The sequence below is a fragment of the Phenylobacterium sp. genome (assembly GCF_036263695.1).
Lineage (GTDB): Bacteria > Pseudomonadota > Alphaproteobacteria > Caulobacterales > Caulobacteraceae > Phenylobacterium.
In genome coordinates, this window is record NZ_DATAGM010000457.1 from 1 (window position 1) to 16,031 (window position 16,031).

Sequence of the window (16,031 nt, forward strand, 5' to 3'; positions counted from 1 at the left end):
GATCTCGACGGGACCGTGGCCGGCCTGCTGCAGGGCGCGGATCTCGTGGGCCGGGGGCGCGGTGCGGCGGCGGCGCATGGGCAGGGGGCGCTCGACGCCCGCCACCGCCTGCAGCACGGCCCGCAGCGCCTTTCCGCCCTCGCCCTGGGTGGTGATCTCGGGTTCGACGACATAGAGGCTCGCACCCTTCTCCTCGAGGCGGTCGATCACCTCCAGCACCGTGCGGGTGGAGTGGGCCAGGTGCTCCAGCCGGGTGACCACCAGCTGGTCGCCGTCGCCGATGAAATCGAGGATCGCGGTCAGCACGGAGGCGCCGGAGTCGTAGGGGCTCGCCGGCTCCTCGGCCCGCACCACGTGGCAGCCGATCGCCTTGAGAGTCCCACTGTCTTCTGCCGACGCTTCGTCGCGCAGACGCACATAGCCAATCCGCACCATCACTCCCGCCGCCTACAGATGCCTTCCCCCAGGGCAAAATCGCAAACCAGGGGTCTTCCGTCAAAGTGTCTCACGTTAATTCTACGCAATAAATCTGCGGAAGTAGGGGGTTCTGGGCGAAAAACTGGGCGCGCGTTCAGCCCAAGTTGCCCCTCATGTAGAATTTCTATGCGCAGCGTGCAGCTTGTAGATGAATTCCTGATCTCGGCTCGCCCCGACGGGGAATTCGTACTCGCCGATCGCCCGGAAGCCGTAGCGGGCGTAGAACCGCTGGGCGCGGTGGTTCTCCGACCAGACGCCGAGAAAGACGCCCGGCGGCTCCCGAGCCGTCATCCACCCCATGGCTTCGTCCATCAGCCGCGCGGCCAGGCCCGCCCCTTGCCAGGGCTTCAGCACATAGAGGCGCTTCAGCTCCAGGCAGCGAGGGGTGACGTCGGCATGCGGCAGGTTGCAGGGGCCGGCGTGCGCGTAGCCGACCGGCCGGTCGGCCGCCATCGCCAGCCAGACCGCCTGGCGCGGATCGGCCAGGATCTCGGCGTGAGCGCCCTCGGCGTGGGTCTCCGCCAGGAAGTGCGCCAGGTCCTCCGGCGGATAGAGATGCGCGAAGGTGTCGGTGAAGGTCGCCGCCCCGAGGTCGGCCAGCCGGGCGGCGTCGGCGGACCCGGCCCGGCGGATTGTCGGTTCTTGCATCGAAAGGACGGTGATCCGCGCTAGAATGGCCACATGTCTGTCGCTCTCTACACGCACCCGGACATGCTCGACCACCGCCCCGGAGACGGCCACCCGGAGCGTCCGGCGCGCCTGAAGGCGGTGATCGACTCCCTCGAGGACGCCTCCGACCTCGACCTGGAACTGATGGACGCCCCGCTCGCCGAGTTGGCCGACCTCGAGCGCGTCCACGACAAGGCCTACATCGAGGCGATCCTCGCGGCCGCCCCGACAGCAGGTCTTCGGCAACTCGATCCCGACACCGCGATGTCGGCCGGCAGCCTGATCGCTGCGCGGCGGGCCGCCGGCGCCGTCGTGTCCGCCGTGCGCGATGTCGCCGCGGGCGAGGTGGAGCGGGCCTTTTGCGCGGTCCGTCCGCCAGGCCACCATGCCGAGCCCGGCCTGCCGATGGGCTTCTGCATCTTCTCGAACGTCGCCGTGGCGGCGAAGGCGGCGCAGGAGGCGGGGCTTTCGAAGGTGGCTGTGGTCGATTTCGACGTGCATCACGGCAACGGAACCCAGGCGGCCTTTTCGGAGCAAGAGGGGCTGTTCTTCGCCTCCGTCCAGTCGTGGCCGATGTGGCCGGGCACCGGTCATCCCTCCGAGCCGGCGGCGTCCAACATCTGCAACGCGGTCGTGCCGGTGGGATCGCCCGCCAGCCTGTGGCGCGCCGAATTCCTCAAGCTGATGAGCCACGTGGACGGCTTCGCGCCCGACCTGATCATCGTCTCGGCCGGCTTCGACGCCCATCAGCGCGACCCGATCGGCGGCGCCGACGGCGGTCAGAATCTCAGCGAAGAGGACTTCGCCTGGGCCACCCGGGCGGTGCTGGACGTCGCGCGGACCCACGCCAAGGGCCGGGTTGTCTCCTCGCTCGAGGGCGGATACGACCTGGAGGCGCTGGGCCGTTCGGCGCTGGCGCACGTGCGGGCGCTGCAGGAGGCGTAACGGGGCCATGGTTGGCTCTCGTGGGGCGAGGCGCATAATTTCCGAACCGATGGCAGACGCCCTGACCGCCGCGCCGCCCAAAGCCGTCGCCCAGAGGGCCGGCGCGATCGTGCTGGCCCGCCACGGCGAGCCGGCGCTGTCGCGCAAGGTGCTGCTCTCGGCCCAGGAATACCGCCGCTTCTGGGCCAGCTACGAGGTGCTCGGCATCCTGCCTGGCCAGACGCCGCCGGACGAACTGATGCAATTCGTCGCCAGGTGCGGGGCCCTGGTCTCCTCCACGCGGCTGCGCTCCATCGAGAGCGCCAAGGCCCTGGCCGGAGAGCGCCAGTTCGCCCAGCACGACCTCCTGGTCGAGGCGCCGCTGCCGCCGCCCAACTGGCCGTCCTGGATCAAGATGTCCCCCAAGTTCTGGGGCTTCTTCGCCCGGGTCTGGTGGTGGTGCTTCAACCACCATGAAGGCGAGGAGACCCGCGCCCAGGCCGTCCGGCGAGCCGAGGAGGCGGCCGAGATGCTGATCGACATGGCCGAGGGCGGCGAGGACGTGGTCGTCCTGGCCCACGGCTTCTTCAACTTCATGATCGGCCGCGCCCTGCGCCGCAGAGGTTGGCGCTGCGTCCTGAGCCAGGGCTACAAGTACTGGTCGATGCGCAAGTTCCAGCGGGTCTAGCGGGAGTCTTTCCTCTCCTACGAGTGGGAGAGGAGAGAAGAGATGTGCACCTCCGGCGCCTTTTCGGCGCACCTGGCCTTCGCCCCGTTGCGGGGCCCGCGCCCGCTCTCTAGGTTGCCGGCTCGCGGAAAGGAGCGTCATGGCCGAGGCCCCCGACATCGAAACCCTCTCGTTCGAACAGGCGCTGGCCGAGCTCGAATCCATCGTCGCCAGGCTGGAGTCCGGCCAGGCGCCGCTCGAGCAGTCGATCCAGATGTACGAGCGCGGCGCGCTCCTGAAGGCCCACTGCGAGAAGCGGCTGGAGGCCGCGCGGCTGCGGGTCGAGAAGATCGTCATGGGTCAGGGGGGACCCCAGGGCGTCGAGCCGGCCGAGTTCGGCTGATGCTCGACCTCGCCAGGCGTGTGGCGGAGGCGGCGGATCTGGTGACCGTCGCCCTCGACGAATTGCTGCCCCGCGCCGACGGCCCCGAGTCGCGGCTGACCGAGGCCATGCGCTACGCGGTGCTGGGGCCGGGCAAGCGGCTGCGCACCTTCTTCGCCATCGAGACCGGCCGGATGTTCGAGCTGGACGAGCGGCCGGTGCTGCGCGCCGCCTGCGCGCTGGAGTGCATCCAGGCCTACAGCCTGATCCACGACGACCTGCCGTGCATGGACGACGACGACCTGCGCCGCGGCCGGCCGACGGTGCACAAGGCCTATGACGAGGCGACCGCCGTGCTGGCCGGCGACGCCTTGCAGACCGTCGCCTTCGAGATCCTCGCCCATCCGGACACCCACAAGGACGGCTCGATCCGTTCGGAGCTGATCCTCAAGCTGGCGCTGGCAAGCGGCGCGCGGGGCATGGTCGGCGGCCAGATGATCGACATGGTCGGCGTCGGGGGGGACCTCGGCGGCGTGGCCCGGATGCAGCGGATGAAGACCGGCGCCCTGATCGCCTGCGCCTTCGAGCTGCCGCTGGTGGTGGCGCATGCGGCCGAGGCCGAGCGCCACGCCCTGATGGGCTTCGCCCAGGACCTCGGCTTGGCCTACCAGATCGTCGACGACCTGCTGGACGCGGAGGGCGACCCGGAAAAGCTCGGCAAGCGGGCGGGCAAGGATGCGGAGAAGGGCAAGACCAACTATGTGACTCTACTCGGCGCCGAGGCCGCGAAGGAGCGGCTCGCCCTGCTCGCCGAGCAGACCAAGGCCCACCTCGACCCCTTTGGCCGCCAGGCCGAAATCCTGCGGGCTAGCGTGGATTTCGTGCTAGAGCGCCGCAATTGATTTGGGACAGCCCAGAGCCCCGATGACCCACGCCCCCCTCCTCGACAAGGTCAATTCGCCCGCCGATGTCCGCCGGCTGGCGCAGGGCGATCTGCACCAGCTGGCGGCCGAGCTGCGCGCCGAGACCATCGAAGCCGTGAGCCACACCGGCGGGCACCTGGGCGCGGGCCTGGGCGTCGTCGAGCTGACGGTGGCCCTCCACCACGTCTTCCAGACGCCCAAGGACATCCTGATCTGGGATGTCGGCCACCAGGCCTATCCGCACAAGATCCTCACCGGCCGCCGCGACCGTATCCGCACCCTGCGCCAGGGCGGGGGGCTGTCGGGCTTCACCAAGCGGGCGGAGAGCGAATACGATCCGTTCGGCGCGGCGCACGCGGCGACCTCGATCTCGGCCGCGCTTGGCTTCTGCGCCGCCCGCGATCGCGAGGGCCGGGACAATTCGGTGGTGGCGGTGATCGGCGACGGCTCGATGAGCGCCGGCATGGCCTACGAGGCGATGAACAACGCCGCCGAGACCACCAAGCAGCTGACCGTCGTGCTCAACGACAACGACATGTCGATCGCGCCCCCGGTGGGCGGGATGAGCGCCTACATGGCCCGCCTCGTCTCCGGCGGCGGCTACCGCCAGATCCGCCGGGTCGGCAAGTCTATGGCCAAAGCCTTCCCCAAGCCGCTGCAGGAAGCGGCCCGCAAGGCCGAGGAGTTCGCCCGCGGCATGGTCACCGGCGGGACCTTCTTCGAAGAGCTGGGCTTCTACTACGTCGGCCCCATCGACGGGCACGACCTCGAGGCCCTGGTGCCGGTGCTGAGGAACGCCCGCGAGATCAAGGACCGGCCGGTGCTGGTCCACGTGGTCACCCAGAAGGGCAAGGGCTACGCCCCGGCCGAGAACGCCGCCGACAAGTACCACGGGGTCCAGAAGTTCAACGTCGTCACGGGCGAGCAGTCCAAGGGCTCGGGCGGCCCGCCCAGCTACACCAAGGTGTTCGCCTCAGAGCTGATCAAGCAGGCCGAGCGGGACGACAAGATCGTCGCCATCACCGCGGCCATGGATAGCGGCACCGGCCTCGACCTGTTCGCCAGGCGCTTTCCGGAGCGGATGTTCGACGTCGGCATCGCCGAGCAGCACGCTGTGACCTTCGCCGCAGGTTTGGCGGCCGACGGCATGAAGCCCTTCGCGGCGATCTATTCCACCTTCCTGCAGCGGGGCTACGACCAGGTGGTGCACGACGTGGCCATTCAGCGGCTGCCGGTGCGCTTCGCCATCGATCGGGCGGGGCTGGTGGGCGCCGACGGGCCGACCCATGCCGGCTCATTCGACGTCGGCTACATGGGCGCGCTGCCGGGCATGGTTGTGATGGCCGCCGCCGACGAGGCCGAACTCGCGCGCATGGTCGCCACCGCGGCCGCCATCGACGATCGCCCGAGCGCCTTCCGCTATCCGCGCGGCGAGGGGACCGGTGTCGCCATCCCGGACCTCGCCGAGCCGCTGGAGATCGGCAAGGGCCGCATCGTGCGCGAGGGCAACGCCGTCGCCATCCTCTCCTTCGGCACGCGGCTGGCCGAGTCGCTGCGCGCCGCAGACCTGCTGGCCGCCCGCGGCTACACCGCCACCGTCGCCGACGCCCGCTTCGCCAAGCCGCTGGACCTCGACCTGGTGCTGCGCCTGGCGCGGGAGCACGAGTGCCTGATCACCGTCGAGGAAGGGGCGATGGGCGGCTTCGGCGCCTTCGTGCTGCAGGCCCTCGCCGAGCACGGCGCCCTCGACCGCGGCCTGAAGATCCGCACCCTGACCCTGCCCGACATCTTCCAGGACCAGGACAAGCCCGAGGCCATGTACGCCCAGGCCGGGCTCGACGCCGACGGCATCGTCCGCTCGGCGCTGGCCGCCCTCGGTGTGGACAATGCGTCGGCTGCGGGGCGGCGAGCCTAGGGGCGGACTCACAACGTGGCGAGGTCCGCTTCCTGCGCGGACCAGAACGATCGCTTTCGACCCTGTGCGGACGTTCAGTTGCTCAGCTGCTGTAGGTCGTGGAGGAGGGACCGGGCGGCGGTGCCAAGCGGGCGGGCGCGTTGGTGCACCGCGTAAATCGGGATGGATCCCGGGAGAATGGACGGGTCCTCAATGGGTAGGCGTTTAAGGGAGCCGCTGCACAGATGCGGCTCGACGAGGTGGAGCGGCATCGTCGCCCAGCCAAAGCCTGCCAGCAGGAATTCCAGCCGCCGCCCAAGGTCCACGAAGCGCCATACCCGAGGACTGACGACGCTATAGCTCGGGCCGCCGCCCTGGCTCTCGGGGTCCGTCAGCACCAGCTGAACATGCTCGGCGAGCACCTCCCGTTCCAGGCGGCGCGTCTCCTGCGCCAAGGGGTGTGACGGGGCGACGACAGGGACCAGCTCTATGGACGTGACTGGGTAGGCTTGCAGTTCCTGCACCTGGACGGGAAAGAGCATGCAGAGGCCCAGGGCGGCGGACCCGGACCGCACACGCCGCTCGGCGCCCCCGAGCGCCTCTGTGAAAAGCGTCACGGTCAGGTCGGGAAACCGCTGTTGAAGCATGGCAAGCGTTCGGATCACGGGCTCCGACGGGACCATGCTGTCGACGGAGAACGTCAGCTCCGGCTCAAGGCCGCTCGCGATGGCGCTCGCCGTCCGCTCGAACAGCTCGGCCTGCCGAAGCACGTGACGCGCCTGGCTGGCAAGCGCCCGCCCCGCCTCCGTGAGCACCGGCGCTCGGCCTGAGCGGTCGAACAGCTGAACGCGCTGCAGGCTCTCAAGCGTCATCACCGCGTGGCTGATGGCCGATTGGGCACGCTTCAGCTTGCGCCCAGCGGCCGAGAAGCTGCCGGTCTCCTCGATGGTGACGAGCACCTTCAGCTGATCGAGCGTCACTGTTCCGAACATAACCTATCTCGCATCCAGATGGATGGGATCGATCTTTTATCTCTCCTGGCGGGGGTCTGGCGAGTCTATCTCTTCGTCACAGGAACGACGGAGCCCCCCAATGAATGATCAATCCGCTGCCGCAGCCGTGCCGACCAAGAGCGCCAGCCGCTACTTGCAGCAGCTTTGCAAGCATTGGTCCCACAATCTGGCGGTCGAGTTCACGCCCACCGAGGGGAAGATCACCTTCCCCAGGGACGCACGCGGAAGCAGCTTCCCTGCCGAGGCGACAGTGACGCTCAGAGCGCTGGAGAGCGCGCTAGACGTGCGCGTCGACGCCTCGGCCCCTGAGCAGCTGCAAGCGATCAAGGGCGCCGTCGCCAGCCACCTGGACCGCTTCGCCTTCCGCGAGGCGCCGCTCGCCTTCGACTGGCGCTGAGCCCCAACAGCTATCCGCAAGGATCCACATGATGACCCGTCTGCCGACCTATTTCATCAGCCACGGCGGTGGCCCATGGCCCTACCTTGACGGCCCGTTCCGCCGCATGTTCGACCAGCTTGAACAATCCCTCGTGGACATCCGTCGTGAGCTAGGCGACGCGCCCCGGGCGGTGCTCGTCATCACCGGCCACTGGGAAGAGAGAGGCTTCGCCATCTCCTCCGGTGAGCGGCCGGGGATGGTCTACGACTACTCCGGCTTCCCGCCGCACACCTACGAGATCCAATACAAGGCTCCCGGTTCGCCCGACCTTGCAGCGCGAGTGCAGCAGCTGCTGTCCGAGGGCGGCATTGCGGCGCGGCTCGACCCGCAGCGGGGTTACGACCACGGCACGTTCAGTGTCATGAAGCCGCTCTATCCGGGGGAGGACATTCCCCTCGTGCAGCTGTCTATAGACGTCAGCTACGACCCGGAGCTCCATGTGCGGCTCGGCCGCCTGCTTGCGCCGTTGCGTGACGAGGGCGTGCTGATCATTGGCAGCGGCCTGAGTTACCACAACCTCCGGGACGCCCGCAGCGACGTTGGAGCCGAGCCGTCTCGCGTGTTCGACGCTTGGCTGCACGACACCTTGACGAAGGCCTCACCGGAGGAGCGGAGCTCGCGCCTGGTCGAGTGGGAGCGGGCGCCGCTCGCTCGCGCCGCTCACCCACAGGAAGACCACCTCGTGCCCCTGATGGCCGCCGTTGGAGCTGCTGAGAACGAGCCCGGCGTGGTCGTCTATCACCAGAAAGATCTGTTCGGCGGCATCACCGCCTCCAGCTTCCGCTTCGGCGAAGCCCCAACCGCGCAGTAAGCGCCAACCTCAGGAGTGATAATGATGTCCAAACTCGAGAGATGGTCGCCCCACGCGCTCGCCGCGCTCCGGGTTATGACCGCGTTGCTGATGCTGCAGCATGCAACGATGAAGTTCTTCGCCTTTCCCGCGGCTATGCCCATGCCTGGCCCGCTCCCCCCGATCATCGTCGCCGCCGGCGTCATTGAGCTCGTCACCGGAACTCTGATCGTGCTCGGCCTCTTCACCCGCCCTGCCGCGTTCCTCGCATCGGGCACGATGGCTGCGGCCTACTTCATGGGTCATGCGACGCAGGGCTTTTGGCCTGTCCTCAACCAGGGCGAGACGGCGATCATGTTCTGCTTCGCCTTCTTCTACCTGATCTTCGCCGGCCCCGGCGCGTGGAGCCTCGACGCGCTGATCCGCCGTCGACGCGGCAACGCAACGGCTTAGCCACTTTAAGCGGCGCGGTCCCCCCGGCGGCGCCCGCCAACCCACGGAAACGACAGATGAGAACCTCTGTTATCGGCAAGCGCAACGGCCGGGTCTACGGGCGCAACGAACAAAGATGACGGACAGCGGGAGGCGGCTCGCAGCTGCGCGGGGCCAGCTCCTCCCCTGACTGAATGTCCGCTAACCACCCTTCTCGGATCTTCGCAGTGTCCGGTGCTCATCCGCTTATGAGTGCAGGCCCCCGGCGCGGAACGGTGACAGGCAGCGCCTTGCGGGCGCAACCAGTCACCCCGCAACTAACGACAGGCCCTTACCAGCCTGCTTGCGTCGCGGCGGGGCGCAGGAGGCACGGAGACGGTGGTTCCGAGCGCCGCCACCCGCAGCTCGCCGGTCTTGGCGAAGGCCTGCATCACCGGGGCGCGGTCGGTGAGCTCGACGGTGACGGTGGAGCCGCCGGCCAGCTCGTCGGCGTCTGCCTGACCGCGAACAGTGGTGGACTGCACGCCCGAGGTCACGGTGACGCTCACTGGCCACGGCGCCGGGCGACCCACCTTGTCCAGCCAGGTGGAGCCGCGCAGGGTCGCCGCCAGTCGCTGCTCGACCGGGAACAGGATCCGGATCTGGCCCGTCTTGCGGGTGCAACTGAGCGACAGCTCCACCTCATCGGACTCGGGCACGGCGTAGGTCAGGTGCGCCTCGGTCTTCTCCACCGCGCCGATCCAGCGAGGCGCGGGATCGGCCTCTTGCGCCTGGGCGGCGCCCCCGGCGAGGAGCAGGGCGAGCGAAAGGAGGGCGGCCCGCATCAGGGCTGGCAGGCCTCGAGGAACTGGCGCACCAGCTCCGCGGGGGCCCGTGGGGTGCTGGTGGTCTCGCCGAAGGCGGTGGCGGCGAACTCGCCGCTGCGGCCGAACTCAGACAGCACCGGCCCGCCCATCGGGAAGTCGGCGGTGATGAAGGAGGCCTGCCGGGCCTCGTCGTGGTGCGCCTGGCCGCTGAGGGCGGCGCGGTGGCGGCCGGAGGCGACGGTCACCCGCACCGGCCAGGGAGCCGGGCGGCCGGCCTCGTCATAGTAGCTGGTGCCCCGCAGCTCGACGCCGATCCGGCGCTCGACGTTGAAGGCGACGACGACGCGGTTGCTGGCGTCGCGGCAGCGGAACCACAGGTCGCCCACGTCGCTGCCCTCAGGGCCGAACACCAGGTGGCTATGGCCGGGGCTGGTGCGGAAGCGCCACTGGAACTCCTGGGCCTGAGCGGGAAGGGCGCTGAGCACGGCCAGCGCGGCGAGAACGGGGAGGGTTTTCATGCGGCCAAGCTAGCATCGCGCCCGCGCCGGTCCAGTGCGACGCGCAGCCTCGCTCCGATGAGGATCAGGCCTGGGCCTGGCAGGCGGCGAAGAAGTCGCGGATCCGGCCGCGCTCGGCGATCCGCACCGGCAGCCGGGCCGAGTGGTGCGCTTCCTCCAGCGACAGCTCGCCGGTGCGCGCGAACCGCGCCAGGGCGGGGTGGTCAGCCGGAGCCGAGGCTTCCACATAGGCGCCGCCGCCGATGCCCGAGGGGCCGGCCTCGCCGAAGAAGTCGCCGGTCTGACCGGCCGACTTCAGCCGGATCAGCGCCGATTCGTCGGAGGTGGTCGCCGAGACCATCACCTGGCCGGAATGCGGCTGGCAGGTGAGCATCAGGACGACGTTGTCGCTGGCCGGCGCGCCGTAGGCGAGCTTGGCGCCTTCCCCCTCGCTCTCGTAGAGCGACCAGGCGAGCCCCGGCAGGGCGCCCTGGCCCTGGCTGGCGCAGGCGACGACGAAGCAGGATGCAACGAGGGTAAGAACAGCGCGACGGCGCATGAGTGACGCTCCCGGACGTCACTCATTAACTATTGAGAGCGGCAGAGGTTCATTGACGTGGATCAGAACGGAGTGAACCGCTCGACGATCGATTGCCCGGCCGGGGTCTTCTGCACGCGGCTGATGTCGCCGCGGCCGCCGTAGCTGATCCGCGCCTCGGCGATCTGAGTGTGGCGGATGGTGTTGGCGCTGGAGATGTCCTCCGGCCGCACGATGCCGCTGACCGCCAGCTGGCGCACGTCGTAGTTGGTCCGCACCTCCTGGGTGCCCTGGATCATCATGTTGCCGTTGGGCAGCACGGCGGTGACCACCGCGGCGATGGTCAGGTTGATCTTCTCGGCCCGGTTCACCGAGCCGGCGCCGGCGTTGGAGGTGGTCGAGCCGGTGTTGATGGCGTTGGCCGGATCGAAGCCGCCGGGGAACACCCGGCCGAGGCTCGACTCCAGGCCAAAGAAGTTCTCGACCCCCGCCTGGGTGTTGGCGGTGCGCGAGGAGCTGGTGGCGTTGGTGGTCTTGGCCGAGTCGTCGATCTCGATCTGCACCGTCAGGATGTCGCCCACCCGATTGGCCCGCTGATCGTTGAAGAAGGCCCGCGCGCCCGAGCGCCACAGGGAGTTGGCCGAGGCCGGCTGCGGCGCCGGCTCGCGCGACGAGGCCAGGCTCATCACCTCCTGCTGCTGGGGCACCAGGGCGGCCGGGTAGCGCACCGGCGTCAGGTCGGGGCCCTGCACGGCCTCCTTGACGGTGGTGCAGGCGCAGAGCGGGGCCAGGGCGGCGAGGGCGATCAGGAGCGGACGCATGGGGATGGGCCTCTAGCGGGACGCGAAGGAGCGGGCGCGGAGCTGGACCGCCGCGGGGCCGACGAGGGCCTCCCCGGGGCCGGTGGCGAGCGCCTGCAGCACCTTGTTGGAACTGGGGTTCTGGACGTTGAAGGTCTCGCCGGCGGCGGCGGAGCCGACGGCCTTGGCCTGCAGGGTGAGGGTGATCTGGCCGTCGGCGTAGGTGACCAGCACCATCTCGCCCTTCTTGATCACCTGCGGTGCGGAGACGTCGCGGGCCGAGACTGCGGCGCCGGCTCTCAAGGGGCGCTTGGCGGCCAGGCCGATCACCCGTTCGGCGTCGCTGGGCGCGTCGGCCGGGGCGGCGGCGACCTTGGCCCAGACCAGGTCCTCGGGGGCCACGATCTCGCCGGCCGAGAGGCTGCGGGCGTAGGTCAGGACTTCCACGTTGGCGCGGGACACCGCGGCCGGGGCGGCGCTCGCGGCCTCGCCCGAGCGGACGGCGATCAGGCGCACGCCCTGGGCGTTGGCCCAGTCGAGGCCGGAGCGGCGGGCCAGCGACTGCACCGCGGCGGCGTTCAGCACCACCGAGCGGCCGGGCTTGGCCGCCACCGGCACGCTGGACGCCTCGCCGGCGCCGTCGAACAGCTCGCCCAGGGTGACCATGCCATCGTCGTCCAGCGTCTCGGCCTTGAGCACCACGGGTGTGCCGGCGCAGGCCCAGGAGGCCCACACCACGCCGGCCAGCCCGGCCACGACGCCGGCCCAGGTCCTCACCTGGCGAACCATCAGCGGCTCACCTGGTTGGCGGTCTGCAGCATCTCGTCGGCCGCGGAGATGACCTTGGAGTTCATCTCGTAGGCGCGCTGGGCGACGATCAGGGCGGTGATCTCGCTCACCGCATCGACGTTGGAGCTTTCGATGTGGCCCTGGATCAGGTCGCCGACGCCCTCCGCGCCCGGCGCGCCCACGGTGGCCGCGCCGGAGGCGGTGGTCTCCAGGTAGAGGTTGTCGCCGATGGCCATCAGCCCGGCCTCGTTGACGAAGGTGGCCAGTTCGAGCTGGCCCAGCACCTGCGGCTCCGTCTGGCCGGCGGTGGCGGCCTGGACCTGGCCGGTCTTGGAGATGGAGACGTTCGTGGCGTCGGCCGGGACGTTGATCGCCGGCTCGATGGCGTAGCCGTCCTCGGTGACCAGCAGGCCCTCGTTGTTGACCGAGAAGTTGCCGGCCCGGGTGTAACCGATCTCGCCCGAGGGCATCTGCACCTGGAAGAAGCCGCGGCCGCCGATCGCCAGGTCGTAGGGGTTGTCGGTGCGGGTCAGCGAGCCCTGCTGGTGGATACGGTAGGTGGAGCCCGCCTTCACGCCGGCCCCGATCTGCACCCCAGTCGGCACCACGGTGCCCTGGTCGGAGGACTGCGCGCCCGGCATCTCCAGCGTCTGGTAGAGCAGGTCCTGGAACTCGGCCCGTTGGCGCTTGAAGCCGACGGTGTTCATGTTGGCGATGTTGTTGGAGATCAGATCGACGTTCAGCTGCTGGGCGCTCATGCCCGTGGCTGCGGTGCGCAGAGCCTGCATCGCTTGAGCCCTTCCTCTTACTGCACGCGACCCAGCCGCTCGACCGAGCGGCGGGCCAGTTCTTGTTCGGAATCCATCATCTTGGTGATCGACTGGTAGGCCCGGCTGACCTCGATCATCCGGGTGATCTCGACGATGGGATTGACGTTGGAGCCTTCCAGGAAGCCCTGGCGGACGACCGCGTCGGCGGCCGGCTGGGGCTGCAGGTTGGAGGCGTTCTTCAGCTGGTTGTCGCCGGTTTTCTCGAGGACCGTCAGGTCGTCGAAGGTGAAGACGCCGATCTTGCCGACCCGCTCCTGGCCCTGGCTCAGCGTGCCGTCCTTGGCGATGGCGACCGCGCCGCGGGTCGGGTCGACGAGGATCTCCTCGCCGCCGTCGCCGAGCACCGGATGGCCGGTCTGGCTGACGACCCGGCCGGTGTCGTCCAAGCGGAAGCGGCCGTCGCGGGTGAACCGGGGGCCCTCGGCGGTGTCGACCTGGAAGAAGCCCATACCTTCGATCGCCAGGTCGAAACTGCCGCCCGTCTGACGCAAGGCGCCCTGGCCGAAGTCGCGGGCCACGCCGTTGGCGACGACGAACTTCACCGGCTTGGGCCCATCGGCGGTGTGGGCCGGAGCGGCCGGCTCGGCCCGCGCCATCAGCGACTCGACCTTGAAGCCGGTGGTGTCGGCGTTGGCGATGTTGTTGGCCACGATGTCGAGCTCGCGGCGCAGCAGGATCTGCCGCGAAAGTCCGACGTAGAGCGCGTTGTCCATCGTAAAGCTTGGGGCCCGTTGCGACAGTTTGGTCGCAAGGCTTGCTGCAAGCTTCGGGCCAGTCTGAAAACCCAATCTAATCAGCGGAAAACAAGGTTAACGGCGGCCGGTCGGCGGAAATTTCCGGGCCGGGAATTGCCGCCTTAACAAGCTCTAAAAACGACCCGTTAACCAATCGGGCGCACACACGAGCGGACAAGGAATCTAAGGAACGCGCGCGTGTTCGGGAAAAAGAAGCCGAAGCCGGAAGAGGCCGAGGCCGCCGAGGCCGAGGTCCCCGAGGCCGAAGGCGCCGAAGGCGAGGCCCCGGAGGGCAAGAAGAAGCCTCCGCTGAAGTTGATCCTGATGGGCGCCGCCGGCGCCCTGGTGGTGCTCGGCGGCGGGGGCGGCGCGGCCTACATGTTCCTCGCCCCGAAGGGCGAAAAGGCCGACGCCCATGGCGAGAAGGCCAAGCCGAAGAAGAAGGAGAAGAAGGGCGGCCACGATGCCAAGGGCGGCAAGGCCGAGCCCGGCGCGGCGGTGATCCGCGAGGGACCCGACGGCGTCACGTTCTACACCCTGCCCGACATCGTCGTGAACATGCAGACGGCGGACGGGCGGCCGACCTTCCTGAAGCTGAAGCTGACCTTCGAGCTGCCGGACGAGCACACCGTCGAGGTGCTGGATCCGAACATGCCGAGGCTCCAGGACATGTTCCAGACCTTCCTGCGCGAGCTGCGCCCCGAGGACCTGAACGGCAGCCAGGGCAGCTATCAGCTGCGCATGGAGATCCTGCGGCGGGTGAACCTTGTGGTCGCGCCGGCCAAGGTGAACGCCGTGCTCATCGAGGAGATGCTGATCAACTAGGCGCTTTCCGCGCCTCGTGACGCCCCGCCATGAGTGACCAGATCGACCCCCTAGCGGCCATCGCCGCCGCCGCCGCCGCCAACGCCGAGGCCGCCGAGAAGGGCGAGGCCGCCGCCGCCGACGGCTGGGAGGACACCCCCGATCCCGAAGCCTTGATGGGCGCGGAGCGGATCCTCAACCAGGACGAGATCGACAGCCTGCTGGGCTTCGACCTCACTGAGGACGAGGCCGCCGAGCGGACCGGCATCCGGGCCATCATCAACTCAGCGCTGGTCTCCTACGAGCGCCTGCCGATGCTGGAGATCGTCTTCGACCGCCTCGTGCGGCTGATGACGACGTCGCTGCGCAACTTCACCTCGGACAACGTCGAGGTTTCGCTCGACAACATCTCCTCGATCCGGTTCGGCGACTATCTGAACTCGATCCCGCTGCCGGCCATCCTGTCGGTCTTCCAGGCCGAGGAGCTCGACAACTACGGCCTGCTGACCGTCGATTCGAACCTGATCTACTCGATCGTCGACGTGCTGCTGGGCGGCCGGCGCGGCACCGCGGCCATGCGCATCGAAGGCCGCCCCTACACCACCATCGAGCGGGTGCTGGTGCAGAAGATGGTCGAGGTGATCCTCGCCGACGCCAAGACCGCCTTCCAGCCGCTGCGTCCCTCCGCGCCGATCAACTTCACGCTGGACCGGCTGGAGACCAACCCGCGCTTCGCCGCCATCGCGCGACCGAACAACGCGGCCATCCTGGTCAAGCTGCGCATCGACATGGAGGACCGGGGCGGCCGAATCGAGCTCCTGTTGCCCTACGCCACGCTCGAACCCGTCCGCAAACTGCTGCTGCAGCAGTTCATGGGCGAGAAGTTCGGCCGCGACAACATCTGGGAAGGCCACCTCGCCACCGAGCTGTGGACCACGCAGATGGAGGTGCGCGCGGTCCTCGACGAGCTGCAGATCCCGCTCAAGGACGTGCTGGCGCTGAAGGAGGGGGACACCCTGATGCTCAACGCCACGCCCGACAGCGCGGTCGAACTCCGCGCCGGGTCGATCCCGCTCACCGTCGGCCGGATGGGTCGGCGCAACCACCACATCGCCGTCCGGGTGGAGGCGCCCCTGTCGCCCCACGCCCGCCGCGCCGTGCAGAGGTCCTCATGAGCGCTGTCGCGATCGGGCTCAACCTGCTGCTGGCCGCGCTGCTGGCCGCCGCCCTGGCCATGGGGTGGCGGCTGAACGGGCGGCTGAAGACCCTGCGCGAGAGCCAGGCCGGCTTCGCGAAGGCCGTCGCCGACCTCAACGCCGCCGCGGCCCGGGCCGAACGGGGCCTGGCCGAACTGCGCGCCGGCGGCGACGAGGCCATGGAGCTGCTGTCCGACCGCATCAAGAAGGGCCGCGAGCTGGCCTCGAAGCTGGAGACGCTGACCGCCGCCGCCCAATCCGCGGCGACGCGGTCGCCTGCCGCCCGCGCCCCGGCGGCCCAGGCGGGCGGGGAGGACGTGCTCGAGCTCAGCGCCCGCGACCGGCGCCTCGGCGCGCTGCTCGCCGAGGCCCAGCGTCGGCGCGCCGCGCCCGAGCCGGAGCCGCCGGCGAGGGCCGAGCGGCCCCT

The 16,031-nt window shown here is 69.4% G+C and carries 21 protein-coding genes; 11 read left to right on the forward strand and 10 right to left on the reverse strand.

The window, feature by feature from the left end; genetic code table 11:
- On the reverse strand, positions 1-435 hold a 435-nt coding region (locus VHK87_RS18345), incomplete at its 3' end, for a recombinase family protein (RefSeq protein ID WP_329636358.1).
- A 153-nt stretch (positions 436-588) separates the two neighbouring features.
- Entirely contained in the window at positions 589-1,125 is a 537-nt protein-coding gene (locus VHK87_RS18350) for a GNAT family N-acetyltransferase (protein WP_329636338.1), read from the reverse strand.
- Positions 1,126-1,158: 33 nt separating this feature from the next.
- Here VHK87_RS18350 and VHK87_RS18355 point away from each other — a divergent pair, with 33 nt between their 5' ends.
- The 5 genes from VHK87_RS18355 (at position 1,159) to dxs (ending at position 5,957) form a co-directional block, all read left to right on the forward strand.
- Positions 1,159-2,091: a histone deacetylase family protein gene (locus tag VHK87_RS18355; RefSeq protein ID WP_329636339.1), complete on the forward strand. Its 933-nt coding sequence runs from the start codon at positions 1,159-1,161 to the stop codon at positions 2,089-2,091.
- A gap of 49 nt (positions 2,092-2,140) precedes the next feature.
- The gene (locus VHK87_RS18360; RefSeq protein WP_329636340.1) at positions 2,141-2,758 is read left to right on the forward strand and encodes a histidine phosphatase family protein; all 618 of its coding nucleotides are present in this window, start codon (positions 2,141-2,143) and stop codon (positions 2,756-2,758) included.
- A gap of 139 nt (positions 2,759-2,897) precedes the next feature.
- Positions 2,898-3,140 carry an exodeoxyribonuclease VII small subunit gene (locus VHK87_RS18365; protein WP_329636341.1) on the forward strand — a complete coding sequence of 81 codons (243 nt, stop codon included), beginning with the start codon at positions 2,898-2,900 and terminating at the stop codon, positions 3,138-3,140.
- Positions 3,140-4,021, forward strand: coding sequence for a farnesyl diphosphate synthase (locus VHK87_RS18370; RefSeq protein WP_329636342.1), 882 nt, complete (start codon positions 3,140-3,142; stop codon positions 4,019-4,021). Before VHK87_RS18365 ends, VHK87_RS18370 begins: the two co-directional genes overlap by 1 nt.
- Positions 4,022-4,043: 22 nt before the next feature.
- Positions 4,044-5,957, forward strand: a complete 1,914-nt coding sequence (gene dxs, locus VHK87_RS18375) for a 1-deoxy-D-xylulose-5-phosphate synthase (RefSeq protein WP_329636343.1) — start codon at positions 4,044-4,046, stop codon at positions 5,955-5,957.
- 74 nt (positions 5,958-6,031) lie between these two features.
- Here dxs and VHK87_RS18380 read toward each other — a convergent pair whose 3' ends face one another.
- The gene (locus VHK87_RS18380; protein ID WP_329636344.1) at positions 6,032-6,928 is read right to left on the reverse strand and encodes a LysR family transcriptional regulator; all 897 of its coding nucleotides are present in this window, start codon (positions 6,926-6,928) and stop codon (positions 6,032-6,034) included.
- Positions 6,929-7,028: 100 nt separating this feature from the next.
- Between VHK87_RS18380 and VHK87_RS18385 the strand changes: the two genes are divergently transcribed.
- The 3 genes from VHK87_RS18385 to VHK87_RS18395 are packed head-to-tail and all read left to right on the forward strand — an operon-like array spanning position 7,029 to position 8,631.
- Positions 7,029-7,346 (forward strand): DUF2218 domain-containing protein, encoded by a 318-nt coding sequence (locus VHK87_RS18385; protein ID WP_329636345.1) that lies wholly within the window; start codon positions 7,029-7,031, stop codon positions 7,344-7,346.
- Positions 7,347-7,377: 31 nt separating this feature from the next.
- Positions 7,378-8,199 carry a class III extradiol ring-cleavage dioxygenase gene (locus VHK87_RS18390; protein WP_329636346.1) on the forward strand — a complete coding sequence of 274 codons (822 nt, stop codon included), beginning with the start codon at positions 7,378-7,380 and terminating at the stop codon, positions 8,197-8,199.
- A 24-nt stretch (positions 8,200-8,223) separates the two neighbouring features.
- Positions 8,224-8,631: a DoxX family protein gene (locus VHK87_RS18395; protein WP_329636347.1), complete on the forward strand. Its 408-nt coding sequence runs from the start codon at positions 8,224-8,226 to the stop codon at positions 8,629-8,631.
- 296 nt (positions 8,632-8,927) lie between these two features.
- Here VHK87_RS18395 and VHK87_RS18400 read toward each other — a convergent pair whose 3' ends face one another.
- The 7 genes from VHK87_RS18400 to flgF all read right to left on the reverse strand — a co-directional run bounded on the left by VHK87_RS18400 (position 8,928) and on the right by flgF (position 13,583).
- Entirely contained in the window at positions 8,928-9,434 is a 507-nt protein-coding gene (locus tag VHK87_RS18400; RefSeq protein ID WP_329636348.1) for a hypothetical protein, read from the reverse strand.
- Entirely contained in the window at positions 9,434-9,934 is a 501-nt protein-coding gene (locus VHK87_RS18405; RefSeq protein ID WP_329636349.1) for a hypothetical protein, read from the reverse strand. Before VHK87_RS18405 ends, VHK87_RS18400 begins: the two co-directional genes overlap by 1 nt.
- Positions 9,935-9,998: 64 nt before the next feature.
- Positions 9,999-10,472 carry a hypothetical protein gene (locus VHK87_RS18410; protein ID WP_329636350.1) on the reverse strand — a complete coding sequence of 158 codons (474 nt, stop codon included), beginning with the start codon at positions 10,470-10,472 and terminating at the stop codon, positions 9,999-10,001.
- 62 nt (positions 10,473-10,534) lie between these two features.
- A complete protein-coding gene (flgH, locus tag VHK87_RS18415) occupies positions 10,535-11,272 on the reverse strand; it encodes a flagellar basal body L-ring protein FlgH (protein ID WP_329636351.1) in 738 nt (245 codons plus the stop codon).
- A gap of 12 nt (positions 11,273-11,284) precedes the next feature.
- Entirely contained in the window at positions 11,285-12,040 is a 756-nt protein-coding gene (gene flgA, locus VHK87_RS18420; protein ID WP_329636352.1) for a flagellar basal body P-ring formation chaperone FlgA, read from the reverse strand.
- Positions 12,040-12,828, reverse strand: a complete 789-nt coding sequence (gene flgG / locus VHK87_RS18425; RefSeq protein ID WP_329636353.1) for a flagellar basal-body rod protein FlgG — start codon at positions 12,826-12,828, stop codon at positions 12,040-12,042. Before flgG ends, flgA begins: the two co-directional genes overlap by 1 nt.
- Positions 12,829-12,845: 17 nt before the next feature.
- Positions 12,846-13,583, reverse strand: a complete 738-nt coding sequence (gene flgF, locus VHK87_RS18430; RefSeq protein ID WP_329636354.1) for a flagellar basal-body rod protein FlgF — start codon at positions 13,581-13,583, stop codon at positions 12,846-12,848.
- Between the two features lie 219 nt (positions 13,584-13,802).
- Here flgF and VHK87_RS18435 point away from each other — a divergent pair, with 219 nt between their 5' ends.
- The 3 genes from VHK87_RS18435 to VHK87_RS18445 all read left to right on the forward strand — a co-directional run.
- Complete coding sequence (locus VHK87_RS18435; RefSeq protein ID WP_329636355.1) at positions 13,803-14,429, forward strand: flagellar basal body-associated FliL family protein; 627 nt, start codon at positions 13,803-13,805, stop codon at positions 14,427-14,429.
- A gap of 155 nt (positions 14,430-14,584) precedes the next feature.
- Positions 14,585-15,583, forward strand: a complete 999-nt coding sequence (fliM, locus tag VHK87_RS18440) for a flagellar motor switch protein FliM (RefSeq protein ID WP_414694167.1) — start codon at positions 14,585-14,587, stop codon at positions 15,581-15,583.
- Positions 15,580-16,031, forward strand: a 452-nt coding sequence (locus tag VHK87_RS18445; protein WP_329636357.1) for a DUF6468 domain-containing protein, incomplete at its 3' end; no start/stop codon positions are given. The genes fliM and VHK87_RS18445, both read left to right, overlap by 4 nt.